The organism is Halobacillus sp. SY10, assembly GCF_045401165.1.
Taxonomy (GTDB): Bacteria; Bacillota; Bacilli; order Bacillales; family Halobacillaceae; genus Halobacillus; species Halobacillus aidingensis.
Window position 1 is genome coordinate 2,628,573 of record NZ_CP174345.1, and the last position, 24,294, is coordinate 2,652,866.

The 24,294-nt window shown below is 43.9% G+C and carries 28 protein-coding genes; 3 read left to right on the forward strand and 25 right to left on the reverse strand.

Annotation, left to right across the window (positions count from 1 at the left end; translation table 11 throughout):
- Window positions 1-7 precede the first annotated feature (7 nt).
- From ACJA3J_RS13445 to ACJA3J_RS13480, 8 genes are all read right to left on the reverse strand, one after another.
- Window positions 8-325, reverse strand: coding sequence for a hypothetical protein (locus tag ACJA3J_RS13445; protein ID WP_406944334.1), 318 nt, complete (start codon window positions 323-325; stop codon window positions 8-10).
- A 100-nt stretch (window positions 326-425) separates the two neighbouring features.
- Window positions 426-665: a hypothetical protein gene (locus ACJA3J_RS13450; RefSeq protein WP_406944335.1), complete on the reverse strand. Its 240-nt coding sequence runs from the start codon at window positions 663-665 to the stop codon at window positions 426-428.
- Window positions 666-782: 117 nt separating this feature from the next.
- The gene (locus ACJA3J_RS13455) at window positions 783-3,746 is read right to left on the reverse strand and encodes a carbohydrate binding domain-containing protein (RefSeq protein ID WP_406944336.1); all 2,964 of its coding nucleotides are present in this window, start codon (window positions 3,744-3,746) and stop codon (window positions 783-785) included.
- A 171-nt stretch (window positions 3,747-3,917) separates the two neighbouring features.
- Window positions 3,918-5,264 carry a GH1 family beta-glucosidase gene (locus ACJA3J_RS13460; protein ID WP_406944337.1) on the reverse strand — a complete coding sequence of 449 codons (1,347 nt, stop codon included), beginning with the start codon at window positions 5,262-5,264 and terminating at the stop codon, window positions 3,918-3,920.
- Window positions 5,265-5,294: 30 nt separating this feature from the next.
- Window positions 5,295-6,308, reverse strand: a complete 1,014-nt coding sequence (locus tag ACJA3J_RS13465; protein ID WP_089651847.1) for a LacI family DNA-binding transcriptional regulator — start codon at window positions 6,306-6,308, stop codon at window positions 5,295-5,297.
- Window positions 6,309-6,387: 79 nt separating this feature from the next.
- Entirely contained in the window at window positions 6,388-7,221 is an 834-nt protein-coding gene (locus ACJA3J_RS13470) for a carbohydrate ABC transporter permease (RefSeq protein ID WP_089651846.1), read from the reverse strand.
- Window positions 7,218-8,126 (reverse strand): carbohydrate ABC transporter permease, encoded by a 909-nt coding sequence (locus ACJA3J_RS13475; protein WP_089651894.1) that lies wholly within the window; start codon window positions 8,124-8,126, stop codon window positions 7,218-7,220. The genes ACJA3J_RS13470 and ACJA3J_RS13475 overlap by 4 nt, the downstream gene beginning before the upstream one ends.
- Before the next feature lie 113 nt (window positions 8,127-8,239).
- A complete protein-coding gene (locus tag ACJA3J_RS13480; RefSeq protein ID WP_406944338.1) occupies window positions 8,240-9,520 on the reverse strand; it encodes an ABC transporter substrate-binding protein in 1,281 nt (426 codons plus the stop codon).
- Between the two features lie 320 nt (window positions 9,521-9,840).
- Here ACJA3J_RS13480 and ACJA3J_RS13485 point away from each other — a divergent pair, with 320 nt between their 5' ends.
- A complete protein-coding gene (locus tag ACJA3J_RS13485; RefSeq protein ID WP_089651844.1) occupies window positions 9,841-10,026 on the forward strand; it encodes a hypothetical protein in 186 nt (61 codons plus the stop codon).
- 37 nt (window positions 10,027-10,063) lie between these two features.
- Here ACJA3J_RS13485 and ACJA3J_RS13490 read toward each other — a convergent pair whose 3' ends face one another.
- The 6 genes from ACJA3J_RS13490 to ACJA3J_RS13515 form a co-directional block, all read right to left on the reverse strand.
- Complete coding sequence (locus ACJA3J_RS13490) at window positions 10,064-10,459, reverse strand: hypothetical protein (protein ID WP_406944339.1); 396 nt, start codon at window positions 10,457-10,459, stop codon at window positions 10,064-10,066.
- Window positions 10,460-10,534: 75 nt separating this feature from the next.
- On the reverse strand, window positions 10,535-11,059 hold the full coding sequence (locus ACJA3J_RS13495) for a GNAT family N-acetyltransferase (RefSeq protein WP_406944340.1): 525 nt from the start codon (window positions 11,057-11,059) through the stop codon (window positions 10,535-10,537).
- Window positions 11,060-11,063: 4 nt separating this feature from the next.
- A complete protein-coding gene (locus tag ACJA3J_RS13500; RefSeq protein WP_406944341.1) occupies window positions 11,064-11,798 on the reverse strand; it encodes a P-II family nitrogen regulator in 735 nt (244 codons plus the stop codon).
- Window positions 11,752-12,522 carry a DUF1538 domain-containing protein gene (locus ACJA3J_RS13505; protein WP_406944342.1) on the reverse strand — a complete coding sequence of 257 codons (771 nt, stop codon included), beginning with the start codon at window positions 12,520-12,522 and terminating at the stop codon, window positions 11,752-11,754. The genes ACJA3J_RS13500 and ACJA3J_RS13505 overlap by 47 nt, the downstream gene beginning before the upstream one ends.
- Complete coding sequence (locus ACJA3J_RS13510; RefSeq protein WP_089651839.1) at window positions 12,519-13,211, reverse strand: DUF1538 domain-containing protein; 693 nt, start codon at window positions 13,209-13,211, stop codon at window positions 12,519-12,521. Before ACJA3J_RS13510 ends, ACJA3J_RS13505 begins: the two co-directional genes overlap by 4 nt.
- Before the next feature lie 328 nt (window positions 13,212-13,539).
- Entirely contained in the window at window positions 13,540-14,025 is a 486-nt protein-coding gene (locus tag ACJA3J_RS13515) for a hypothetical protein (protein WP_406944343.1), read from the reverse strand.
- A gap of 159 nt (window positions 14,026-14,184) precedes the next feature.
- Here ACJA3J_RS13515 and ACJA3J_RS13520 point away from each other — a divergent pair, with 159 nt between their 5' ends.
- Window positions 14,185-15,183, forward strand: a complete 999-nt coding sequence (locus ACJA3J_RS13520; protein ID WP_089651837.1) for an LLM class flavin-dependent oxidoreductase — start codon at window positions 14,185-14,187, stop codon at window positions 15,181-15,183.
- 503 nt (window positions 15,184-15,686) lie between these two features.
- On the opposite strand, the gene ACJA3J_RS13525 is transcribed toward ACJA3J_RS13520, so the two are convergent.
- From ACJA3J_RS13525 to ACJA3J_RS13535, 3 genes are all read right to left on the reverse strand, one after another.
- Window positions 15,687-16,145: a hypothetical protein gene (locus ACJA3J_RS13525; protein WP_406944344.1), complete on the reverse strand. Its 459-nt coding sequence runs from the start codon at window positions 16,143-16,145 to the stop codon at window positions 15,687-15,689.
- On the reverse strand, window positions 16,138-16,620 hold the full coding sequence (locus ACJA3J_RS13530; protein WP_089651834.1) for an HIT family protein: 483 nt from the start codon (window positions 16,618-16,620) through the stop codon (window positions 16,138-16,140). Before ACJA3J_RS13530 ends, ACJA3J_RS13525 begins: the two co-directional genes overlap by 8 nt.
- Before the next feature lie 607 nt (window positions 16,621-17,227).
- Entirely contained in the window at window positions 17,228-17,422 is a 195-nt protein-coding gene (locus ACJA3J_RS13535) for a hypothetical protein (protein WP_406944345.1), read from the reverse strand.
- 124 nt (window positions 17,423-17,546) lie between these two features.
- Between ACJA3J_RS13535 and ACJA3J_RS13540 the strand changes: the two genes are divergently transcribed.
- The gene (locus tag ACJA3J_RS13540) at window positions 17,547-17,684 is read left to right on the forward strand and encodes a hypothetical protein (protein WP_406944346.1); all 138 of its coding nucleotides are present in this window, start codon (window positions 17,547-17,549) and stop codon (window positions 17,682-17,684) included.
- A 45-nt stretch (window positions 17,685-17,729) separates the two neighbouring features.
- Here ACJA3J_RS13540 and ACJA3J_RS13545 read toward each other — a convergent pair whose 3' ends face one another.
- The 8 genes from ACJA3J_RS13545 to ACJA3J_RS13580 all read right to left on the reverse strand — a co-directional run bounded on the left by ACJA3J_RS13545 (window position 17,730) and on the right by ACJA3J_RS13580 (window position 24,061).
- Window positions 17,730-18,776, reverse strand: coding sequence for a carbohydrate-binding protein (locus ACJA3J_RS13545; protein WP_406944347.1), 1,047 nt, complete (start codon window positions 18,774-18,776; stop codon window positions 17,730-17,732).
- 76 nt (window positions 18,777-18,852) lie between these two features.
- Window positions 18,853-19,575: an exonuclease domain-containing protein gene (locus ACJA3J_RS13550; RefSeq protein ID WP_115893497.1), complete on the reverse strand. Its 723-nt coding sequence runs from the start codon at window positions 19,573-19,575 to the stop codon at window positions 18,853-18,855.
- Window positions 19,572-20,537, reverse strand: coding sequence for a DUF294 nucleotidyltransferase-like domain-containing protein (locus tag ACJA3J_RS13555; RefSeq protein WP_089651830.1), 966 nt, complete (start codon window positions 20,535-20,537; stop codon window positions 19,572-19,574). Before ACJA3J_RS13555 ends, ACJA3J_RS13550 begins: the two co-directional genes overlap by 4 nt.
- 26 nt (window positions 20,538-20,563) lie before the next feature.
- Window positions 20,564-21,829 (reverse strand): ammonium transporter, encoded by a 1,266-nt coding sequence (locus ACJA3J_RS13560; RefSeq protein WP_115893499.1) that lies wholly within the window; start codon window positions 21,827-21,829, stop codon window positions 20,564-20,566.
- A gap of 197 nt (window positions 21,830-22,026) precedes the next feature.
- Window positions 22,027-22,782 carry a polysaccharide deacetylase family protein gene (locus ACJA3J_RS13565; protein WP_258871063.1) on the reverse strand — a complete coding sequence of 252 codons (756 nt, stop codon included), beginning with the start codon at window positions 22,780-22,782 and terminating at the stop codon, window positions 22,027-22,029.
- 118 nt (window positions 22,783-22,900) lie between these two features.
- Window positions 22,901-23,197, reverse strand: coding sequence for a hypothetical protein (locus ACJA3J_RS13570; protein ID WP_115893500.1), 297 nt, complete (start codon window positions 23,195-23,197; stop codon window positions 22,901-22,903).
- Between the two features lie 105 nt (window positions 23,198-23,302).
- Window positions 23,303-23,665 carry a rhodanese-like domain-containing protein gene (locus ACJA3J_RS13575; RefSeq protein ID WP_115893501.1) on the reverse strand — a complete coding sequence of 121 codons (363 nt, stop codon included), beginning with the start codon at window positions 23,663-23,665 and terminating at the stop codon, window positions 23,303-23,305.
- A 12-nt stretch (window positions 23,666-23,677) separates the two neighbouring features.
- On the reverse strand, window positions 23,678-24,061 hold the full coding sequence (locus ACJA3J_RS13580) for a hypothetical protein (RefSeq protein WP_089651826.1): 384 nt from the start codon (window positions 24,059-24,061) through the stop codon (window positions 23,678-23,680).
- Between the last annotated feature and the right edge of the window lie 233 nt (window positions 24,062-24,294).

The following is a 24,294-nucleotide window of genomic DNA, read 5'->3' on the forward strand; positions in this document are numbered from 1 at the left end:
ACCTTTTTCATTCATATCCTAAATAATTATAATGTTCTGTTGGTACTTCTTTTACGATATTTCCATCCCGATCCTTATAAATCTCGTATTCCCGATAAGCTTCCACTTTCGTTCCACCCACCATCTTCGTACCCTCATGTACAAGTTCCAACTCCATGATCAGCTTCGAATCTTCTTTCACATCTGCAGCCACAGCTTCGGTTTCATTCTTTTCTGTACTGACAGGGTAATGCAATGAATCCTCAGGTTTCATCTGGGGGGATTCCATATAACCGATAAAAGCAAAAACACCTAAGAGCAGTAAGAAAGGATAAAACTTCTTCATGATATCGCCTCCCTATAATTCTCTGTACAAGCATCCTATGCATCCGCCCATAAAAAAAGGAACCCTCCCGCATGGAAAGTTCCTTTTTCATATCGATTTATTAATAAAATCCACCGTGACCGTGATGATACCCACCATACCACGGATTATACCCGCCATGCCCTTGATGGTATCCATGTCCTGGCGCGTATGAGCTGTGCCCATGTTCATAGCCATAACCCGGAGAGTACGTCCCTTGCCCATGGTGATATCCGTAGCCGGGGATGTACGTCCCATGGCCATGATGGTATCCATACCCTGGGACATAGGTGCCGTGACCGTGATGATAGACTCGATCCAAATCAATCACCCCTTCCCTTAACTCTCATTAGCCTATGTGTAGGGGAAGATGTCGGTCTGGGCAATTTCCCCCTAAAAAAATGACACGCTCTTTTATGCAAAGAGCGTGTCTACCCCTTTATTTCACTTCAACTTTTACATTGTCGAAATAAATGTCATGGGCATCTGCAAATTGACCCATCAAAAATTTCAAAGATGTAACATCATCTTTAACCATCTCAAACTGAAACTCATAATGTTCCATGTCTTCATTTAGAGAAACTGTTTCACTGAGGTAACGTGTATAATTCGCGTTCTCGAGAGTAACCTCGATGTCTCTGGCTAGGGTTGATTTAGCATCAAATGATAATTTGTAGGCAGCCCCTTTGCTAAGGGAAAGGTTTTTCTGTTCCGCTAAAACACTCCATGTTTCATTGCCCGCATTCTCGATAGCTATTTTGAGTTCTTCATCAACAACGTCTACAGCCGCATTCGCATCAAAGTGAATATAACTTTCCCACGGTTCCATTCCTTGTGAAAAGTCACCATTTTGGAAATTGATTGGAGCAACGATTACGGACGTTTGAATCATACGAATGTTATCTAACGTCACATCCCCATCTTCTCCACCTAGAAGAAATCTCAGCTGGCCGACTTCACCCGAGAGCTCCTCAGGCAGTTGGAATTCTAACGTATAACCCGCCATCTCTTCAGTCAATGAAACAGCTTCTTCACTGAAGTACTGGACAGAACCATCTTCGCTGACCACTTCCACTTGAATGTTTCTTGATTCTGATGCGTTCGCATCGAAAGTTAATTCATATTCCTGGTTTTCTGCAAGCGGAATGCCGCTTTGAGAGAAAAGAATGTCTCCTGGCTGCTGCCCTTCTTCTGCAACGGTGATTTCAGCTTTTCGAGAAGATTCCGGTACGACTACACTCGCATCCGCACCATTTTGCGAGGACAGTTCCCAATAATTGAGACGTGTCATATCCCCCTGGTCGAAGGTACCGTTATAAATAAGGTTGCCATCTCCCAACGCAGGCTTCGATGGGTCCTCTCCGGCTTGATCCGTAATATCCTCTACACGGACGTTGCCAATCCATACAGGCGCTGTACCATTGCTACCCATATTGAATTCCAGACGCGCGGCTAAATCTGTATCCTGATTGAACTTAAATGTGTACTCATAGGATTGTAGGTTCTCCGTCAATCCCATCGTTTTTTCACCAGAGTAATTCGGATAACCTCTTTCGGCTCCACCGGATACTTTTGTCATGATGTCCCGGGTTGTACTGGACTTCGCATCAAACGATACCTTGTACGTGTGTCCTTTTAGAACCGGAAGCTTCTGGATTTGTTGCAAAGACCATAGAGCATTTCCTGGGTTAATAATCTCCGTCTTCGCAAAATTTTCTCCTCCTAGTTCATCAATTGTTAGATTTCCTTCACCTTGGAATTCCGGGAGTTTAAGGAAATTCCAATAGGTTGAGTCGAGTGTTTTTTCTGGAGAATCCACCACATTTATTCCTTTTTCATAGTTCTGATCATAAATAAAGTTTCCGTCTTCTAATGGCTGTTTCGCATCTTCCGGCAATGTCTCTTCTTCTACGACAGGTTCAACGGGCTCTTTGTATTCTCTTCCAGTTAATTCATACACACGCACATAGTCTACTTCCATTGTGCCTGGAAATTCTGTCGTTTCATCTGGATCCCCGCCGTACCAGCCACCGACGGCAAGGTTCAAGATCATGTAGAACTCTTGATCAAATGGAGCAGGATATGCATACTTATCTCCTTGATTTTCACCTTTGCTGAACCAATCATTCAATGTTTGATATAGTTCTCCATCAACGTACCAGCGAATCTCACCTGGTTCCCACTCGACTGAATACGTATGGTAACCTGTGTAATCCTCGCCTTCTGGGAAGTGATACTCTTTTCCTGTGTACGTATTGTTCGGCCATTCTTCTCCATAGTGGATCGTTCCACCGATTTTACTCGTGTCTTTTCCGGCCGCTTCCATAATGTCGATTTCTCCAGAAGTCGGCCACGGTCCATATACATCATCCTCTGGCATCATCCAGAATGCCGGCCAGAATCCTTGACCCTCAGGAAGTTTCATTTTTGCTTCAAATTTTCCATATTTCTTACTGAAGAGACCTTTTGTTTTCAACTTTGCTGAGGTATAGTCATAGGTTCCAAACTCATCTGAAATCGGTTCTTCTTCCTTTTTAGCTTTGATGACTAACTGACCATCTTCGGTATAGGAGTTTTCGCTGGAATCTGTGTAATATTCTTTCTCATTGTTCCCCCAACCAGCAGCGACGCCCTCTCCATTCTCATCGACAATCCAGTTTCCGATATCATAACTCCATTTCGTTTCATCAATTTCGTCTGATAAAAATTCATCGTTCCAAACGAGCGACCAATCGGAAGCTTTTTCATCAGCATCATATACGAGAACACGATTCAAATCTGAATTCACAGTGGAAACTTCATTCTGAATCCCTTCATCGATATAAACCGTTCCGTTTACAGTGACTTCGTTTAAAAGGATGTCCTTCCCACTAGCAATAACTAAATCTCCACTAATGGTAGATTCAGAGATTGTAACGCCTGATGCATTGATCCATGCATTCCCTTTGATATCCTGCCCTTCGAATTCTCCCGCTTCGTTATAGTAGGCGTTAACGAAACCATCCACCAACTGTAGGAGGTCTTTACGCTTCAGCGGTTTGTCTGAATGCTCCCATTGATCAAGTGGTTCTTCCAACTGGTTAGGGAGAAATTCGGTAAGAATATTCTTCGCTGCCCCTTGTTTAATGGCAGAGCGTAGATTGACAGGATCATTGGTTGCTTCTTGTGTTTTTTTGATGACTTCTTTCTCATCTACGCCGAATAGATGACTTAATACAACGGCATATTCTTGATAGCTCATGGATGCGCTTTCATTTTTCTTGTTATTCAGCCCTTCAAATAGACCTTCTTCATACCACTGGATTCCTTCTTCTTGTTTCCCATCGGACTTTTCAGCATGAACGGGAGTGAAACTTCCTAAAACGATAAACAGGACAATCAAACAATAAAAGATTTTCTTCAATCTGCTTCCTCCTTTAATTTTTTCAGCTGTATGTAGTCAATCTAAGAGGTGTTGGTTCATCATTTTGTTCCTTGATTATCAATGACAGAAGACATTTTATAAAAAAGAAAGGGAAACGAGTATCTTCCTATAAAATAGAACGAAACCGGTTTCCCTTCAGGTCAAAAAATTTTATCTTTCAAACTTGTGGTTCTCTACCGTGTTTTTGTACCAGTAGTAACTATCTTTTCTCGTACGCTCGAACGTCTCGAAATTCACGTGGATAATTCCGAATCTCTTCTCATATCCTTCCGCCCATTCAAAGTTGTCAAGAAGGGACCAGACAATATAGCCAACGATCGGTACGCCTGCTTCCATTGCGCGGTTCAGAGCGGTCAAGTGTTGTTTAAGATAGTCCACGCGTTCTTTGTCGTGCACCTTTCCATCTTCCTCTACGCCATGGTTATAGCAGGCGCCGTTTTCCGTAATGTAGATCGGAACATCCCCGTACGTCTGGTGAAGGTCCGTAAGGGTTTTATAAAAACCTTCCGAATAGATCGGCCAGTCGATATCGGTGCGGCGTTCGTCCAGAGCGATTTCTTCGACTTGGAACAAACCTCCGTCTTCCTTATAGCGGCCGAGACTTCCTGTATAATAGTTGATTCCCATCATATCGATCGGCTGGGAGATGATTTCAAGGTCTCCTTCTTCGATGTTCAAGGTCGCGTTATGCTCAGCGAAAAGTTTCACCAGGGTTTCTGGATATGTACCTTTGAACACAGGATCCATAAACCATTCTTTCTGCCACATCATCCCACGTTTACATGCATCGATATCTTCTTGATTCGGGCTGTAAGGCTCAAGCCAACCGACATTTGGTGCGTACCCGATTTCTCCATCCGGTACAAGCTCGCGGAACGACTGCACCGCTTTTCCGTGAGCGAGCATCAAGTGATGGGAAACATCTACCGCTGCTTGCAAACTCGTTTTTCCTGGTGCGTGGATGCCTAGATAGTTAGATAAGAAGGAAGCACACCATGGTTCATTAATCGTCAACCACTTTTTCACCTGGCCGCCGAACTCCTCGAACATTGCATTCGCATAGGACAAGAACGCCTCTGTTGTTTCGCGGTTCTCCCATCCGCCTTTTTCCTGCAGTACTTGAGGAAGATCCCAGTGATAGAGCGTAATCATCGGCTCAATTCCGTTATCAATCAGCTCCTGAATCAAGTTGCGGTAGTACTCAACGCCTTCTGGGTTCAATTCGCCTGTCCCATCAGGGATGACGCGGGACCATGAAATCGAGAAGCGATACAAGTCGACACCGAGATCCTTCAAGTGCTGCACATCTTCTTTATACATATGGTAACTGTTACACGCGTGATCGCCATGATCCCCGTTCTTTACATTGCCAGGGGTGTGGGAGAACACGTCCCAAATCGATGCGGTGCGTCCTCCTTCCTTTGCGGCTCCTTCAATCTGGTAGGAAGCAGTCGCTGCGCCCCATTTTAATTTGTCAGGAAATTGAATCGTTGTCATTGCCTTTACCTCCAGTTAATCTTTAGGAGTCTAGCGTTCTTTGGTAGATGCTCGTGGGACCAGCTCTGGGTCCACTTTGACATCCTGGATGTCGTGATCGTCCTTGATCAAGTCTTCAAGCATATACGCCGCTAGTTTTCCTAGTTTTTGTTTGTCTTGCTTTACAGTCGTCAGTGGTGGATCACTGTACCGGCAAGCTTCAATATCATCGCAGCCAATCAATTGGATATCTTCAGGAACAGACAATCCTTCTTCCTTCATGGCTTTTAATGCGCCAAGGGCCATCATATCGGAAGCTGCGAAAACCGCTTCTGGAAGCCGGTCTCCTTTCAGAATTTCCTTCATTCCTTCATATCCACTCTCTTCGAAAAAGTCGCCGTAATAGATCCAGTCTTTGTTGATCGTAAGTCCGAATTGGTTCATGGCATCAATAAAGCCGATATTCCGGATACTTGATACGAGGGAATCTTGCTTTCCTCCGATGTAGGCGATGTTGCGGACTTTGTTCAAATAAAGATACTCGACGACTTTCGCACCGATTTTTGCGTTGTCTGTCATAATGTAGCTGGATCTCGGACCTTCCAGCTTCAAGTCAATCCCGATACAAGGAATCTCGCTTTTCGCAATGTCATGGACAGCCTCTTCAATTTCATCACCGGCGATGACCAGGCATCCATCAACATGGAAATGCTTACACCTTTCCAAGTACTTGCTTTCCCCTTTATAAAATTTTTCATTTGAGAATAACAGCAAGTCGTAACCTAAAGCCCCTACTGCTCTCTTGAATGAATTGACGACCTCATTGAAAAAGGGGTGAGTGAAATCAACATTGATCTTACCGGCATAAATCAAGCCGATCAGATTCGATTTTTTCGTAGCCAGAGATTTGGCTGAAAACGTCGGTTGATATTTTGTATCTTCGATAATCTTATAGACTTTCTTTCGCGTCGATTCACTGATGCCTCCATAATTGTTGATGATTTTAGAAACAGTGGCTGGAGAAACACCTGCCATTTTTGCGATGTCACGTATTGTCAAATCCATATCTTGTTCTCTCCTTAAAAGCTAGCCGCTCTGTGATTACCATCTATTGTATCAACAATTACGAGTGGATGGCATAGATTTACTTGATCGACCCTTCTGTGATGCTTGAAATGAACCAGCGGTTGAAAATCAAGAAGATGATGATCAATGGAACAGTTGCCCAGAATACGCCGGAAAGCAGCATACCGAAGTCAACACGGAACGCGTTGTTCAATGATGCGAGCGCTACTTGCAATGTGTAGGATGCCGGGTCACGTAAAACGGTGAACTGCCATAAGAATTCTCCCCATACAAGGGTGAATACGATGATTCCTAATGTTGCAAAGGCAGGCTTGATGATCGGAAGCACAATGCTCCGGAAAATCCTGAAGTTTGAACAACCATCAAGCTTCGCCGCTTCCATCAGCTCGTCCGGCACAGATTCACTGATGTATTGGCGCATTAAGAAGATGCCCAATGGATTCAGCAGGAACAGCACTCCTGCCCCAAGTAACGTATCCAACCATCCTAATTGGGAAACGAGATAGAACTGTGGAATCAATCCCAGCTGAGGAGGGATGACCATGGTCAATAGAATCAGGATGAAGAAAAAGTTTTTACCTGGGAACTCGAACTTCGCAAATGCGAATCCAGCAAGCGAGCTGATCAATAATACAGCGAGGGTTACTGTGGTACATAAAAGGATCGTATTCCACATCGCCTGAAAGAATGGAATCGTATCCAGGACTTTCATGAAGTTATTTACAAGTTGATCACCCGGCAAGAGTGTCGGAGGGATCGAGTTGTAAGCGGCACTAGGCTGAGTCGCCATAACAAACATCCAATAGAATGGAAAAATCGATAAAATGGAAGCGATCCATAAGATGATGTAAACGGGAAGCGTCCCTTTTTTCAATCCTTTAGACTTTCTCATTTCGTAAACGCCCTCCTTTTCTGCTTACGACCGACTCCAGAAGTCAACCACGTATTCAATGCTGCTGCACCGACGATGATGATGAGCAATAATACAGCTGTCGCTGATGCTGTACCAAACGAACCTAAGTTGAAAGCATCACGATAAAGATACATAACAACAGTCATTGCTTCATCACGGTTGAAAGCGGATGAACCTAAGAATACCGCTGGTTCCGCGAATAATTGCAGGGCACCTACAGTAGACATGAAAACCGTCAGGATGATGAATGGTTTCAGCATTGGAATGGTAATGTGAAGGAATTGCTGAACCTTGCCAGCACCGTCGATGGTTGCTGCTTCATACAAATCTTTCGGAATACTTTGCAAACCTGCTAGATAGATGATCGTGTTGTAACCGACCCATCGCCAGAAAACCATCAAGGAAATCGCGATTTTCGCACCCCATTCGGACGTTTTCCAGCTGACAGGATCCACCCCGAATAGACCGATTACATAGTTAGCCAAAGCCGTCTCACTACTACTGAAAAAAACACCGAATACTAACGCGACGGCTACCATGGACGTGATGTACGGCATAAAGATCGTCACACGGAAAAAGTTCGTGAAACGGATGACGGCCATGTTCAGGAAGTAGGCCAAAATAATTCCGACGATCAATTGTGGTGCTGTCCCCATTAAGCCGATGATGACGGTGTTATATAGGGATTTCCAAAACAAAGGATCCTGAAGGACGACAACAAAGTTGTTCAATCCCACAAAGTCCATTTCTCCGAGGCCATTCCAATCCTGGAAGGCCAATACGATACTGAAAACAGCTGGATAAAGACCTATGATTCCAAAAATGATGAAAAAGGGTGCAATATATAAATATCCAGACAGCATATCTTTTTTCTTTTCAGACATTTGGGTAGTGGATTTTTTCACTTTTGAAGCATGCTGACGTTTTTGTACATTCTCCACTCTATTCCCTCCTTTATGTAGGAGGGCCGGATGGAATCCATCCAGCCCTTAAACCTTTAGCGACTCACTAAACCTTCAATACGTTCAACGGCTGCTTCCCATTCTTCTTGAGGATCTGCGCCTTCTTGAACATTTCTAAGAGCTGTCAACACTTCATTGTTTACGGTTACATATTTCGGTCCTTTGTACACTTCAGGGATTTCTTTTGCCGCTTCTGCAAAGTAAGCAGCTGTGTTCTGTCCGCCGAAATACTCATCAGAGTTGTTCACGAATTCTTCCATTTCGTACACTTCTGGAGCAGATGGGAACAAACCACTTTCTACGAAGGACTCTAATTGATTTTCAGGAGAAAGCATCCATTTAGCGAATTTGTACGCTTCTTCACTATGTTTCGTTTCAGAAGGAATCGCTACATAAGAACCTCCCCAGTTTCCGGCAAAGTCCGTTGGAAGTGTCGTCACTCTCCACTTACCTGCGCCTTCTGGTGCGTTTTCTGTCATGTAACCTTTCAACCAAGCAGGAGCCATCTCAACAGCAAACCCACCTTGGTTCAAGGCATTCGCCCATTCCGGTGTCCACATTTCGAATGATCCTACAACACCTTGTTCGTGAAGGTCTACAGCGTAATCATAAGCTTCTTTTACCCCGTTATCTGCTTCACCGATCAATAGTTCACCATCACGGTTGAAGTAGCTGACTTCAAGAGCATCCATGTTTGCACGGAACGCCATTTCCATACTGTCTACCATTGGTTTTCCTGTTTTATCTAAAACGGTTGTCGCTGCTTCTTTAAATTGTTCAGGAGTTGAAATCATTTCATTGACTTTATCAGGATCTGTCGGTAGTCCCGCTTCTTCGAATACTTCTGTGTGGAAGTACATCGCTTTCGGTCCTATGTCTGTCGGTAAACCGAACAAGAAATCTCCTTCTCCATTTTCAGCCATCTTCCATTTCCAATCTAAGTATTGATCTTGTATTTCTTCGGCACCTAAGTCATACAAGTTTACAAAACGATCTTGCGCTTCACGGTAACGGTCCAGCTGATCGACCTCGATCATCGTCAAGTCCGGAGCGCCTGTGCCCGCTGAAATGGACGTGAACAAACTATCGTGGTGGTCGCCCAATTCAGAGTTTTTAATATTAATGGTTACGTCTGGATTTTCTTTTTCATATTCCTCTGCTAACGCCTCATAGTTCGTCGCACCAAAAACCCAGAAATCCAAAGTGACTTTGCCTTCGCCTGAAGCCGATTCTTCATCGCCACTGCTACACGCATAAAGAAACATCGATAAGACCAACAACATAACGACAGATAAATTCTTTTTCACTTTCACCATTCCTTTCGTATTCCTGCCTAATTTCTCTTCCCCCCACATCAACGAAACCGGTTTCGTTGATGTTTAAAAAAAATCAATCGATTTATTAGGTTAGCTTGATTATATCGACAAATGTATCCGTTTTCAATGGTTTTTTTAAATTTTTTCACAATTAATCGTGTTTTTTAGTAAACCGGTTTCCTTAAATTTCTTATGAAGGATTTATTTCGTTTATTACATGGAGCAGTTCCTTAGACGGATTTCTTGTCATAAACAGCATGAAAGCGGCTAGAAGGGGAATAGGGTTACTGTAAGCCAAAAACATTGAGGAGGAACGAAACATGTTATGGCTCTTACTATTGATTCCGATTGTATTGATTGGCCTATCCATCTACTTCGCCCGAAAAAGAAAAGCTCAGCCTCATGTCAATATGGCAAATGAAAACAAAGAAGCCTTTGAAGAAATGTATTACGACCAAGGAGCTGCCCAGAAATCAGCAGACCCTAAACATACGAAACCTTTTTAAAATCACAAAAAACGGAAGCTCTTCAGCTTCCGTTTTTTTAATGCTCATGAGAAGAATGTTGACCGTCACCGAGCAAAAAGCTTTCCAAGTCCTCGATATGGGCCGTACGGAAAACAATCTCCTCCGTATCTATTACGATAAATTGCGGTAACTCCTCGATATTCAATAGTTTCTTGTAATCATAGGGTTCATCTGGCACTCTTTTTAGGATGTTGAAGGAATAGAGCCTGTTCTCCCATACTTCAGGATCACTGAACCTCTGGTTGATTTCGTTTTGAAACGCTTCTCCAGAATCCTTTTCACTCTTAAAAGCGAGAACACTATAACGCCCTTCCACTTCTGAGGTTATCTCATCCATCAGCTTCTCTTTTTCAGAACTGCATCCTGCAAGAAGGACAAACATCCCAAACATAAAAATGAGAAACTTCCTCAACTTCTCTCCCCCTTATGACCTGAACGCTGTCGATCATCCTAAAATGATGAGACTCCTGATCTTCCGTAAGACCCTTTATTCTTGTGAAAATTCCGGGGAATAATGGACGGTTCCTGAAACCTTTTCTAACGCCCCTCTTTTCAACTCCAAGGCCATGAAAGCTTCATCAGGAACTTCGAAAGGGGCTGTTATTCCGTACTGGGAGGCTGGTTGAAAACCGAATTTGGAATAATATCCTGGATGTCCAAGGACAATGACAGATTCATAACCCAACTCCCTCGCTTTTTTCAAAGAGTGCTCCATTAACGATTTGCCTATCCCTTGATTTTGATAAGAAGGAAGAACAGAAACTGGGGCGAGTGCCAAGGATTTCACAGACTCTTCTTCACCTATGTTTATCTTCGTTAACATGATGTGACCTAAGATTTCATACTTTTCCTCTGCCACAAGAGAAAGTTCAGGGATATAGGCATCAGAATCTCTCAACCTGCCAACGAGTTGATGTTCGGTTTGGTCACTCATTTCCGCGTTCTCAAATGCTTTTAAAATGACCAGTTCAATGGTTGAGAAGTCTTCTTTCTTTTCTGCTCTGATTTGCATGCTTTCACTCCTTCATTTCTTCACTCCATTGTTGATTCAATAGATGGTTGATCCCTACCGTCCGTTCGACATCCAGCACAAAGGCAATCCCTCTGCCCGGCTCATCGAGTCTTGCTCCTCGTTCAATCGCACGCAGGACTCCATCACACTTTTCTTTCACGATCAATGTCAGCACCACTTCTTTTTCGGGTTCAATTAATATATTAAAAAGTTTCGCCTTTTCATGTATACCTGTACCTCGTCCTGTGATGATGGTACCGCCCTCTGCCCCTGCCTCTTTAGAGGCGTCTACGACTTTTTCCGCATCCCCTTTATTGACGATTGTCACAATCAGATCATAGGATAATTTCTGCTTCTGCTTTTCCATCTGCATCACATCCTCACTTGCGTTTTGTTCTGGTTCAAGTCCCAGTCCGATCATATGATTGATGCCGCTGATATTTTTCGTATCGAGGACAAATCCTATGCCGTGCCTCGGTCGGTTCAATTTTGCTGCTTGGATGATAGCTTCCATGACCGATTCATAAATGGAATTGGAAACGAGGGTTAAGATAACTTCCCGCTCCCTTTCTACTGGTATGCCGAGAAAACGCTTCTTTTCATCCATTCTGAAACCTTTACCAAAAAAGGTCGTTCCCCCCTGGGCACCTGCAAGAGTCGAGGCATGGACGACTTTTTTTGCTTTCTCTTTTTTAACGATCGTTACTATGAGCTTTTGTCCGGAGTTGTTCTTTTTCATACTGCTCCTGCTCCTTTCTCCTGTAGATCACGCCTAGTGTTAGGACGGAAATAATCGGGGCCAAAGCAACGAGAGCCACCATTCCAAAGCCGTCCAAAAGCGGATCACGTCCTTCTGTGACAGAGGCAATGCCTACGAATAGACTCAGTATAAAAGTAGCGGTCATCGGGCCTGTGGCTACTCCACCAGAGTCAAATGCGACCGAAGTGAATGTTTTATTTGAGAACCGAACGATAATCAAGGCGAACAGATAACCAGGGACAACAAAATACCATATCGGTATACCGATCAAAATGCGTACCATGGAAAGAGCGATCGAAAGACCGACGCCAAACGAAAGTGTATAGAGCAATAATTTCTGTGGGATATAGCCACCGGAGACTTTCTCAACCTGGTGTGTAAGCACACTGACCGCGGGCTCTGCATAAATGGCGACAAAGCCCAGGACAAAACCGATGGGTACAAGCAGCCAAGTGTTTTCAATGGTTCCCAGTTTCTCACCCATCATGCTGCCAACAGGTAAGAAGCCGATATGGACCCCCTGCAAAAATAGAGCGAGACCTGCATAAGTCAAAATGAAGCCAACCAGGATGTCCTGTAACTTTTCCCATGGCAGCTTAAGAAAAACAAGTTGAAAGAGAAGGAATAAGAAGAATAATGGAATGAGCGCTGTCGCAACATCAAACAGGACGTGCCAGAAGCCTTCGAAAATTTTGATGTTCACCCATAAATCACCCCTAAAAGGAGAACAGATAAAATCGGACCTATCGAAGCTAAGGCGACAAGACCAAACCCATCACCGGATGAGGATTTCCCACGCATGACAGCGGCCACACCGACACCGAGTGAAAGGATAAACGGCACCGTCAACGGGCCTGTGGTCACTCCGCCGGCATCAAAGGATATCGGGACGAAAACACTCGGTGTAAACGCCGCCAGGAGAAAGACAATAGCATAACCCCCTGCAAGCAAGTAAACAATGTTGATACTGAAGATAATCCGGAACATGGCGAGGGCGACAAACACCCCTACCCCGATCGCAACGGAAAGGATAAGAATGTCCATAGGGATCTGTCCACCAGAGACCTGATCCACCTGAGAGGAAAGCACACGGACATCAGGTTCCGCTATGGTCACTACAAGACCTAAAAGAAATCCGAAAAAAACGATCAGCCAGATTCTCTTCGTTTTAGACAACGCAGAGCCGATCATTTCTCCAATCGGTAACAACCCGATATTGACTCCGAGCAAAAACAACACCAAGCCGGCCCCGACCATCCCTACGCCGATGAGAAATTGGAAGAACATGTCCAACGGAAGCCAGACTAAAGTAAATTGAAGGATGGTAATGACAATCGTAATGGGGAGTATGGAGAGGACGACTTCAAGAAACGTCTCTTTAATATTGTCCATCTAAAGCCTCCTAGGAAAGAGTTGAGGAGCTTGTATAAAGATGTTCCGTTTCTAAAAAGTTTTTCTGTATTCATTATATCATCAAAAGCCTGTAATCATGATCAAGATCATAGACTTACCTTTTTCTCACGGCCCTCCGTTCAGCATAAGGGATACATGACCTGCAAACGAACACCGTTTCTCCTTCATCATCATCATACGACTTAGGGTCCACAGGCTTCTTCTTACAGATCACACAAGACTTTCGTGTAAACAAGGACTTCAAATGTTTGAGCAAAGTCATCCTCCTTCGCGGCGTTCAGCCAGACTACATGGCAGGTGCACATAATCACGTCCCACTACGTTGAAAAAGATAGACAGCCCCACCGATGAAGATGATAAAGCACACAAATAGCAACGTTCCAATGACGAGATCGTTCCGCTCCACCGGTTTTCCTTTTTCAAGAAAAGAATCCGCTCCTGCTTCCCCTTCACTCACGTAGGTATAGGGAGCTTCCCGTTCCGCTCTTCTAAATACGCCCTCTCGTTCCTCAACGGCAATTACTTGTGTGGCAGGATGGTCGACGATTTTATAATAGGCCGTCCCTTTTTCAAAAACATTCGAAAAATCCCCTTCATACTGGTGCATATCCGAATAAGCGGTCACTTCTCCAATCTTCTCTTCCACTTGCACTTCTACCGTCTCTTCTTCAACAACATAAATGAAACCGTCATAGACGACAAAAGGGTAGGCCCATGAAGTGGCTGTAACCGTTGTAGATAAATAGAAAAACGGGAAAAGTAAACAACAGAGAGTAATCAACATTTGCCGCATCGTCTCCCTCCTTTCGAAAATAGACGTCTGAACATGGAATAAGTTTCAAACAGATTATTTTGAGACACGAAATATAGCTGATATGATAAGTGATGTCATACGAAGGAAAGGGTTATATTGCCCACTTATTATAAAGTGAAATAGAAAAGAGGTTATCCTATGTCTGTACAAGGTTTAGCAAATACAAAATTCTCGGTCCTCGACCTTGCCCCTGTAATTGAGGGAGGAACACCGGCGGATTCTTTCCGAAATACGGTGGATCTTGCTCAACATGTTGAAAAGTGGGGATTCACAAGGTACTGGATGGCTGAACACCATAACATGCCTTTTATCGCGAGTTCCGCAACATCCGTCGCCATCAGTCATGTGCTGCACAATACGAACTCCATACGTGTCGGTTCAGGCGGAGTGATGCTTCCGAATCACGCTCCACTCATTGTCGCAGAACAATTCGGCACCCTTGAAACTCTGTTTCCCGGACGTGTGGATTTAGGCCTTGGACGTGCCCCAGGAACAGACGGAATGACAGCTCGGGCTTTACGGAGAAACTTAGACTCTGATCCCAATGAGTTTCCCGCGATGTTAGATGAATTACGGGGCTATTTTGCCGGAGATCATCATATTCGCGCGATTCCAGGAGAAGGCCTGGACATTCCGGTTTGGCTGCTCGGCTCTAGTGGATTCAGCGCACAACTTGCAGGCCAACTCGGACTGCCGTTTTCTTTTGCCAGCCACTTTTCACCGAACAACACGCGCGGCGCCTTGAACTTGTATCGTTCTAGTTTCCAGCCTTCTGAAGTACTTGATGAACCTTACGTCATGGTAGGCGTCAATGTCATTGCCGCAGATACGGATGAAGAAGCAGAAAGATTGGCTACGTCCCTGCAGCAACAATTCTTGAATCTTGTAAGAAATACGAATCATCTGCTCCAGCCACCGGTTGATAACATGGATGAAGTGTGGACAGCACAAGAAAAGGCTGCACTAAGACAACAACTTGGCGCATCGATTATAGGAAGTAAAGAGACAGTGAGAGAACAATTAAAGAAATTCCAGGCAGAAACCGAAGCTGACGAAATGATGGTCATTTCACAAATCTACGACCACAGCGCGCGTTTGCGCTCCTATGAAATTATTTCTGAGATAATAAATGAATGATTGCGAAAGCATTCATCATAGAAAAGAAGTCCCTCTGCGAGCCAGAGGGACTTCCCTTTTATATGACATATGTATAAAAAAGAAAGACAAAGACGCCTGTAGCGGTAAGAAAATGAAGAATCGAATAGGCTCCTTTACACTTTTCGATTTCAACCATTCCTTTAACAAACATCAAAAAACCTAACATCAATAACATGACCGGCAAAACCCGAAAATCCTCTGTCCATAAACCATAGCCGCTCAAACTTAATACAAGCAATCCAAAAATAAATCGTATGATTGTTAACTTACGCAGACGTGACCGAGTATCATCCCACCTCCCCTTTTCACTTCAACCTCCCATAAACCCTACAAGAAACAGAGCGAGCACGGCACTCAACAATATTGAAACAGCCCAATCCCACCTTCTCGTAGTCTTGAACAAAATATTGAAGACAGAACTAATCGTTAAACAAACGAAAAATGTAAAGAGCACCATAGAAATGCTGTACATCATATCCCCCCTATTTTATAAGCGATTGAAAATAATATTCCGCGTCATTCAACGCCTGACTCAATTCAATGGAAGCTGTAAACAATATGTAAATCGGAATACAAAAAGCTGCGATGATGACCAGTAAAGATTCCTTAACCACATGACTGCGCTTATTGAATAGGTAAAGGGTGAGAGTTGAGACGATGATAAAAAACACGCCCGTAATCCAGAGAGTAAACAAATGACTGTTTGCATTTTCTACACCTGTCCGGAATGATTGAAGACGATCTTCATTTTCTTCTGTTTCTATCACGGTCTGTATATTGTCTTTTCCTTCAATCAACCATGTGTATGTATTTTCCGCTTTGGTAACTTGATAATAATAACCGACTGCCCCTTCCTCGCTTGTAACAAACGGACTGGAAGCTTGAACCGTTACACTTAAAAAAAGAAGCACGAAAAAGAATATGAGGATGTCCCTATTCATTCAGCACCTCTGTTAACAAGCGAATGCCTTCCAAAACTTTTGTATGATCCCATTCGTTTTTATTTTTCCTCGCATGAAGTAAAACGGGTCGAACCGATTCCACCGAGCGTCCGAATTCATACATCCAGTCGTAACGGGGCACCATCCATAAATGGAAGTGGTGGGTCGTGTCTTCGTTATAGAAATAATACACATTCTCAATCCCTAAAACTTTCCTTTGCGCTTTTCTTATCTTCGTTATGAACGTGATATAATCCCGTTGTTCTTGTTCCGTCAACTCATCAAGGCCTTTGATATGCCGTTTAGATGCTACGATGACTAACCCTCTGATTGGATAAGCGACATCCTGGTGTGCGTGGAAATGCTCTGTTTCCGCAATGACTCCCCCTTCCGGTTCGACTTCTCCACTGGTTAAGGCACAACTGAGACAGTCCACTTCCACCGTGTCACCATTCGATAATATTATCGTACGCATGTCATTCCCCCTTTTCACTTTTCCGTTTATATTATATAAGCTCCCTATTCTTGAAGACTCCGTTTCGAGGCTTTTGTTGAGTGGATGGGGGCTGCGGGGATAGCTCGCTTTCCGCAGGAGCGCAAGGAGCACATACCGCTCATCCTTAAAGGAAGTCTTGGCTAGTTGAAATCATAAAAGAGAATTCCTGGCCATGGATACGGGGTCAGGGAAACGACGATTTGCGGTGTTTTGAATCCGTTTGTAGAAAAACACACACGTTCGTTTCTCCATTCGCTTTTCATGCGGACGTTTCCCAGACCCTGTTCCTACGCCTTATTCGTGCAGGATCTATGGTTAAAAAGACTCTATAACGGCGTGAGTGGGCTAGGCTTCCTTACAGAACTCGGCAGGTTACTATTAGAGGGATTTCAAGAACCTCATAGGGTAAAGGGGCGGAGGGAAACGGTGAGACTCCTGTGGGAAGTGCGTGGTAGATGAGACCCCGCAGAGCGTTAGCTCGAGGAGGCTCATCACTCGCCCACGGAAAGCGAACCTTTTCCCGGAGCTCCTAAACTCTCACAAAAGTCTCGAAATCAAGTCTTCAACAATCCTGCCATATCCAATATTAATTGAAATCGGAAATAAGACCGATCAACCTTCCGAGCCCTTTCAATAACCAGACGACCATTCGGATGGGGAAAATGATCAGCTCAGGCAACCAAAGCAATAGTTCAAACAAAAAATCAAAAATACTGGATTTATCAGCATTTTGTCTGCGTCGTTTCAATGCTTCTCTCTTGCTTTTCAACCATTGTCTCACACGGTCCACCTCCCCATTATTCCTACGGTTCTTATTAATGGAAGGTTTCATGAAAGAAAAAATTTCCTCGTTTTACCTCTCTTCATTATATACAAACTATGCCCATAAGAGGAGGTAGATGTTGATGGGAAAACGAACGTCACAAATGAACGCAGCGAAAACGAACAATAAAACACCGAAAGAAAGCCTGCCGATTGAAGAAGAAGTCGGCCACCGCACCAATAAGAATCGTCCCAAGCAAGGACCTGGAGCGAATGCATAAACAGTAAAATCCTGAGGATCACTCCTCAGGATTTTATTTGATTTATTATGAATACCATTTGTGCCACATATGGTCATTCGCACCGCGGACGAAACAGTCAATCCGGTTTCTTCCCCATGATACAGCAGCTGGCGAAGAGCGCACGCCCCCTCTTGGGGCACCAAGGTTCTCCCAGTTTCTCCATTGTCTACCGTCCCACCATTTATGCCATAGCTGATTATTGTCCCCACGCACAAAACAATCCAGACGATTTTGTGCCCAGGAGGAAACACCAGGGGCACCATCAAATCCACCTCTTGGTGACCCCAAATCTTCCCACTCACTCCAGCGTGTTCCGTTCCACCACTTGTGCCACATGACATCATTTCTTCCCCGGACAAAACAATCAATTCGATTCGGCCCCCAGGATACAGCTGTCGGAGAACTCCGGACGCCTCCTCTTGGCGCACCGAGGTTTTCCCATTGTCTCCACCTGGAACCATCCCACCATTTATGCCACAGGTTGTTATCGTCTCCCTGAACGAAACAGTCAAGGCGATTCCTCTCCCAGGAGGATACAGCTGGTGATCCATCAAATCCAGGAGGTGGCGAACCGAGATCTTCCCATTCTCTCCATCTTGAACCGTCCCACCATTTGTGCCACATCCGTTCATTCGTACCTCTTACAAAACAATCAATTCGATTCGGCCCCCAGGATACAGCCCCGGGCGAGCTTCTTACTCCTCCACGAGGGGCACCTAAGTCTTCCCACTCCTGCCATCTTGAGCCATTCCACCATTTATGCCACAGACGGTTATCACTGCCTCTGACAAAGCAATCCAACCGATTTGCCTGCCATGATGAAACAGTCGGCGACCCTCTAAAACCTCTTGGAGGTGATCCGAGGTCTTCCCACCTCTTCCAACTGTCCCTCTGAGGATTGAATGACCTATTTACCTGATAAGGATAAGCTTGGTAAGCCGGCTGCCCATAATAGCCCTGTTGATAAGGAGTGTATGGATACAGGGCATTACCTTCCATAGGGTAACCCCTATATCCATAAGAATCCGGCGGTCCCCCATAACCATAATAATAAGGTCCGTATGGATACATGATGCTGTCATCCCCCCTTCATGGTGTCCTATCAATTTTATGCTGAAAAAAGAAAAACATGAAAAGGTTTAGACGCTCATTCCATCGTGGCGATCCTTGCATAGATCTCGCTCAAATTTGTAAACCCTTCTTTCTTTAATTCTTTTATGCAAAACATCCATAATTCAGCGGTCGCCAAACTATCATAAAGCGCATGGTGACGTCTCTTTATATCAATCCCATAATGCTCGCAACATTCATCTAGCGTCGTCAGCCCTTGCTGTTTATGAAGAATCTTCGTCAAGAAGGCTGTATCGACGATTCTATGCTGGAACCTTTTTCTCAAGGCGATCCATGTGGCATGATTCATGAATTGCTTTTCATGATTGGCATGGTGAGCGACAAGCAAGTCCGCCTTCACATAATTATAAAAGCTCTTCAAAGCATCGCGAAGGGGAGGCGCGTCTTCGATCATTTCCCTTGTAATTCCAGTCAAGGATGCAATCTCTTTAGATGGCGTAGCATCTGTACCGACCAAAGTATAAAAGGTGTGGCTATCGACAATTTGTTCTCCTTTCACTTTCACAGCCCCTATGGATAAAATCTGGTCGCCGTTGTATGGGTAAAAGCCGGTCGTTTCCAAATCGAAAACCGTAATACTCAAATCATCAAAAGGAAGGTCAAGAGTATTCTCGTTCTTCATCTCTCTCTCCAGGTTCCTTAAGTACGCCATATTGGATGGATCATTTTGATTCAATGAAGAAAGCCCACCACCGATTTTCCCGGACAGATCTTTAACAAATTGTACAAAAGGGTTCATGTTCGACCCTCTTTAATGATGTTTTTCGCCATTTGATATAGTTTTTGAGCGCTTTTGACCTGCTTTTTCAATTGCTGTTTTTCTTCTTTTGATAACTGTTCCACTTTGATTACGTGGACCTGCTGATAATTTTCAGCTTCTTTTTTCAGTTTCAACCTTTGCTGAAGGAATTGTCGAAAACCATTTTCATATTCAGAAAGAGAGGGATATAGGGAACGCAGCGCTTCAAATCTTGATAACGTTGAAGAATTGGTGACATGTTGAAAAAGGGACAGGATCCTCAAAGCATTAATATATGGAAAATAGACTGTCTGTTTTAGATTGAAATGACCTTTTTTCTCTCCACTGTAATCCGGCAGCAGCTGCCCGAAAACTCCCACACCCTTTTTTACGTAATTGACATTATCCATCAACCTTGTCAAAAGCCCTGGTTCTTCATCAATCACCGCAAAAGAAGTCTCTTTGACTTTTAGCAACAGTTCTGACTCCCCTACCAACACTCTAGAATCAAAAAAAATAAGAAAATGCCGGAGGGACTGCCAGTCTGCTTCCCTCAACCATTCGGAGATCTGCAGGACGAATACGTCTACGGGTTGGCACCATAGAGGATTCGAAGCCATCACATTCCCCTCACACCGTTCATAACCGACGATGGCCATTCCTTCTCTGATTTCTTCTCCCAGCGATAAATAATAATCCTGATGTTTCTCGTCCCCATCAAACAGAATCCCATGATCTTGATCACTCCATAGCGACTGCTCATATCTTCCTGCACTCCCCATCAGAAAAAATGCAAAAGGAGCAGGAGGCTCCCCCTGCTCACGTTCAACTTTTTCTTTTGCCAGATGGAAAGTATGGTGGATCAATTGATCGTGAAAAGCATTCAACTGCAAATGATCATCACATACAGATTCAATCATCTCTTCTCGCCATACTCTGATTTCTTCATATGTCTTAAACATCCATTCCATCCTTTATGATTACGTCTTTACGCTCCTGATTTTGTCTTTTGTGGAGGCGTCAAATTTTCAGGGTATCCATAACCGCCGTGTTCACTTAAGTCAAGACCCATGATTTCTTCCTCTTCTGATACACGAAGACCACCCATTGCTTTATCCATAATTTTCAGAATGATGAATGAAACGATGAACGCATACAACCCACTACTTACAACTCCGAGCGTCTGCACCCATAGCTGCTCAAATCCACCACCGTAAAACAGGCCGGGACGACCCACAGAGGCAAGCTCTGGGGTTGCGAACAACCCATTGGACAACGTTCCCCATACACCCACGACACCGTGGACGGAGAGAGCAAAAATCGGATCATCAATTTTCCTTTTATCAAAGAAACGCATGCTGAAGAATACAATTCCACCACCGATCAGGCCAATCAAAACGGCTGCCCAAGGTTCAACGAAAGCGCAAGAAGCTGTAATCGCAACAAGACCGGCAAGGGCACCATTCAACGTTGTCGGTACATCTGCTTTTCCAGTCACTGCCCAAACCATCAGCATCGCACCGATGGCACCAGCACCTGCTGCCAATTGGGTGTTAAGGGCTACATAACCAAAGAACGCATCCGCTACCCCGAACGTACTTCCTGCATTAAATCCGAACCAGCCGACCCATAAGAGGAGGACACCTAATGCTGTAAACACCTGGTTATGGCCGGCAATTTCATTAGAAGAACCATCTTTGTTGTATTTTCCAATCCGAGGTTTCAAAATGATCGTTGCCGCTAAAGCCGCCATGGCACCCGTCAAGTGGACAACCGTTGAACCGGCAAAGTCCTGTTTTCCATGTTCACCTAACCAGCCGCCGCCCCAGATCCAGTGAGCAATAACAGGATAAACGAGTATAGAGAATAAAATAGCGAAAATAACGTAGGCGACCAGTTTTGCCCTCTCAGCAAAACCACCAAAAGCAATCGTCATCGCAATGGCTGCAAACGCCAACTGAAAAAGGAAATCTGTGGAACCAGCTAAGCCTTCCCCCATCGTCGTTGCATCCCCGAAAAAGAAATTAGAAAAGCCAATAAATCCATTTCCTTCACCATAAATCAGTCCGTATCCTAATGCCCAGAATACCACAGAAACAATGCCTACAGTAAAAACCGTCTTTCCTGCAATATGGCCGGCGTTTTTCATACGTGTCGACCCTGCTTCAAGCAGTATAAAGCCCCCTTGCATCAATAGAACCAGGATTGTACAGACGATGATCCAAAGATTGTTCATCAAAAAAGTAGCATCCATTCTCTTAACTCCCCTTATGTTAGATTTTATAACATCTTATGTTATTAAGAATTGTATCAAAGTCACAATATTTACACAACTATAAATGTCAGGTTTCTTAACATAAGGTATGATCAAAGATTCTTAAGTTGCTAAAAACCCCTTCACCTTAGTCTTTTTAAAGACAAAAAAAGATCCCAAAAGTTTGGGATCAGGGATCAATCTACACCGTTGACTCCATGCAGAAGGTTGTATTTCGTATGTTTTTGAAGCAATTCCGAGACAGTTACGAATTGATAGCCTTCTTCTTTCAGTTTAGGGAGAATCTGCTTTAATGCTTCAACCGTCTGTGAACGATCGCCTCCAAAATCGTGAAAAAGGACAATATCCCCATTCCTCGTATTGTTCAATACGGTTTTTACAATATTATGGACGCCGGGGCTTTTCCAGTCTCTCGTATCTTGATGCCAGGACCACATGACCACCATATACCCTTCTTCATTAGCCGTATTGACAATAATGTCGTTATAGACGCCTCCAGGTGGACGAAACAGCCTCGGCGGGGCCCCTGTCAAACTTTCAAGAACTTCTGATGTGTTGTCCATTTCATGGATCAGCTCTTCTTTTGTTATGCCTGTAAAGTCCGGGTGATGAAAACTGTGGTTGGCAAGCTCGTGACCACTTTTCACCATCGACTTGATGATCGACGGATTCTGCTGAGCCCTTGATCCAACCACAAAAAAGGTGGCTTTCGCGTTATGCTCCTGTAAAATGTCCAAAATTTCCGGCGTGTACTCTGAACTTGGACCATCATCAAAAGTGATGGCTATATACTTTGATGAAATGGGTACATCCCAAATCGCCGTCCCTTGTTCTTCATAATAATTCCGAGGGTGGTTTTTAGCGTAAACGCTTACAATATTCATATGGAAAATACATAGACCAATCAAAAGATATAGGGTGAATGTTTTCAAATGAAACACCCCTTTCCTTTTTGATTAGTTTGCGGGTAAAAAGCTCTCTTATCCCAGCTAAAATACGGAAAGTGCCTCCACACAAAAACCAGTCCCCTGTAGGAACTGGTTTTAGATTTCAATATTTTTCCGGTTTCAATATCGTCCGTTGCAATGGAACTCCCCCCATGGGTACATTCCTTTCAAAGAAGACGTACGGTTTTTCGTCCACGATAAAAGTGTGATTACCTTCATAACGAACAGTGTGTCCTCTTTCACTCAATTCTTTTTCAATTGCCTGGACATATTCCTGATGATCGATATACCTCTCATCAAAATCAATTTGTATATGGCCTTTCCGGTAACCCATCAACCAATTAAACAGAACGAACAATCCAATACCGGCAGCTCCAATGAATATATATCCCCATAACATATCATCACCCCTGTCACCTACAAGTACGAGCAGGCTGCAAGGTAAGTTTCAGAAAAATAAAAAAAAGACCAGTACCACTGATCTTTTTTCGTGAGGGAATGTTGTTCACCCCCAAGCGCTCATACCACCTTTAACGTTGGTGATTTTATCAAACCCTTGCTTTTTCAATACTTTCGCTGCGTTCATACTTCTCATCCCGCTTTGACATATTAAAACAACCTCTTTATTGCGGTCCAATTCACCAGATCGTTTCGCAATATCGGAGAGAGGTACATTTTTAAATGGCTTTTTATGATTCGCTCGATATTCACCAGGCGTCCGGACATCAATCCATTGCACATTTTTCTCTTTCAGACGCTTCTGTGTTTCCTGGACGGTTATATTTTGAACACCTTTTACTGGTAAAAGCTTTTTAATTATGAACCAACCGAGTAACAATCCGATTCCCCAAGGGAGGATAGCTTCCATTTGTTTCACCCCTTATTTTTCAATCATACATGGCATCGCCCGGCATTCCTGGTGCTTAGCCGGGATGGTATAACCAATTACTTCATATCCTTTTCTCTTCAGCAGTCTCGCTGCCAAATTCTTTTCAACTTCATCTGAACAAACCAAAACAATCGGACGCTGTGGTATATCTTGATGATGTCTTTCTAAATAAGCCAGCGGCAGACAAACAGCATGTTCCATTTTATCATGAGATGATGTTTGATAATCCCTCGTATCAACGGGAACGACCATGCCATCATTTTTTGCAGTTATTTCGGACATGTTCATTTTTTTCACGTGAGAGACCGGGAGATAACGGTGAAGAAGAAAAAGCCCCGCTCCTACGACTAACGTTACAATCATTACAAATGACATGATGTTCCTCCTTTATGTCTTGAACTAAAAACATTTTATACCCTATGAGGTATTTATGTCAACAATTAAACTTCTGGTTTCCAATGAACATTTAAGCAGAATTTGAGTCTTTTTTCCAGAATAAGGGCTTATCCGTAAGTGTCCAGCTGTTGGATCCGAATGTGGCACCACATCCCAATTTTCCTCACACGTTTATGCAGCTAGGAGCATTTTATTAATTCCAAAACAAAAAA

Excerpts from the sequence above, each read along its gene's own strand:
- ACJA3J_RS13445 (WP_406944334.1), bottom strand. The coding sequence starts at position 325 with ATGAAGAAGTTTTATCCTTTCTTACTGCTCTTAGGTGTTTTTGCTTTT.
- ACJA3J_RS13460 (WP_406944337.1), bottom strand. The coding sequence starts at position 5,264 with ATGACAACGATTCAATTTCCTGACAAATTAAAATGGGGCGCAGCGACT.
- ACJA3J_RS13465 (WP_089651847.1), bottom strand. The coding sequence starts at position 6,308 with ATGGATTTGACAATACGTGACATCGCAAAAATGGCAGGTGTTTCTCCA.
- ACJA3J_RS13470 (WP_089651846.1), bottom strand. The coding sequence starts at position 7,221 with ATGAGAAAGTCTAAAGGATTGAAAAAAGGGACGCTTCCCGTTTACATC.
- ACJA3J_RS13475 (WP_089651894.1), bottom strand. The coding sequence starts at position 8,126 with ATGTCTGAAAAGAAAAAAGATATGCTGTCTGGATATTTATATATTGCA.
- ACJA3J_RS13480 (WP_406944338.1), bottom strand. The coding sequence starts at position 9,520 with ATGGTGAAAGTGAAAAAGAATTTATCTGTCGTTATGTTGTTGGTCTTA.
- ACJA3J_RS13485 (WP_089651844.1), top strand. The coding sequence starts at position 9,841 with ATGTTATGGCTCTTACTATTGATTCCGATTGTATTGATTGGCCTATCC.
- ACJA3J_RS13495 (WP_406944340.1), bottom strand. The coding sequence starts at position 11,059 with ATGCAAATCAGAGCAGAAAAGAAAGAAGACTTCTCAACCATTGAACTG.
- ACJA3J_RS13500 (WP_406944341.1), bottom strand. The coding sequence starts at position 11,798 with ATGAAAAAGAACAACTCCGGACAAAAGCTCATAGTAACGATCGTTAAA.
- ACJA3J_RS13510 (WP_089651839.1), bottom strand. The coding sequence starts at position 13,211 with ATGGACAATATTAAAGAGACGTTTCTTGAAGTCGTCCTCTCCATACTC.
- ACJA3J_RS13515 (WP_406944343.1), bottom strand. The coding sequence starts at position 14,025 with ATGCGGCAAATGTTGATTACTCTCTGTTGTTTACTTTTCCCGTTTTTC.
- ACJA3J_RS13520 (WP_089651837.1), top strand. The coding sequence starts at position 14,185 with ATGTCTGTACAAGGTTTAGCAAATACAAAATTCTCGGTCCTCGACCTT.
- ACJA3J_RS13525 (WP_406944344.1), bottom strand. The coding sequence starts at position 16,145 with ATGAATAGGGACATCCTCATATTCTTTTTCGTGCTTCTTTTTTTAAGT.
- ACJA3J_RS13530 (WP_089651834.1), bottom strand. The coding sequence starts at position 16,620 with ATGCGTACGATAATATTATCGAATGGTGACACGGTGGAAGTGGACTGT.
- ACJA3J_RS13540 (WP_406944346.1), top strand. The coding sequence starts at position 17,547 with ATGGGAAAACGAACGTCACAAATGAACGCAGCGAAAACGAACAATAAA.
- ACJA3J_RS13545 (WP_406944347.1), bottom strand. The coding sequence starts at position 18,776 with ATGTATCCATACGGACCTTATTATTATGGTTATGGGGGACCGCCGGAT.
- ACJA3J_RS13550 (WP_115893497.1), bottom strand. The coding sequence starts at position 19,575 with ATGAACCCTTTTGTACAATTTGTTAAAGATCTGTCCGGGAAAATCGGT.
- ACJA3J_RS13555 (WP_089651830.1), bottom strand. The coding sequence starts at position 20,537 with ATGTTTAAGACATATGAAGAAATCAGAGTATGGCGAGAAGAGATGATT.
- ACJA3J_RS13560 (WP_115893499.1), bottom strand. The coding sequence starts at position 21,829 with ATGGATGCTACTTTTTTGATGAACAATCTTTGGATCATCGTCTGTACA.
- ACJA3J_RS13570 (WP_115893500.1), bottom strand. The coding sequence starts at position 23,197 with ATGTTATGGGGATATATATTCATTGGAGCTGCCGGTATTGGATTGTTC.
- ACJA3J_RS13575 (WP_115893501.1), bottom strand. The coding sequence starts at position 23,665 with ATGGAAGCTATCCTCCCTTGGGGAATCGGATTGTTACTCGGTTGGTTC.
- ACJA3J_RS13580 (WP_089651826.1), bottom strand. The coding sequence starts at position 24,061 with ATGTCATTTGTAATGATTGTAACGTTAGTCGTAGGAGCGGGGCTTTTT.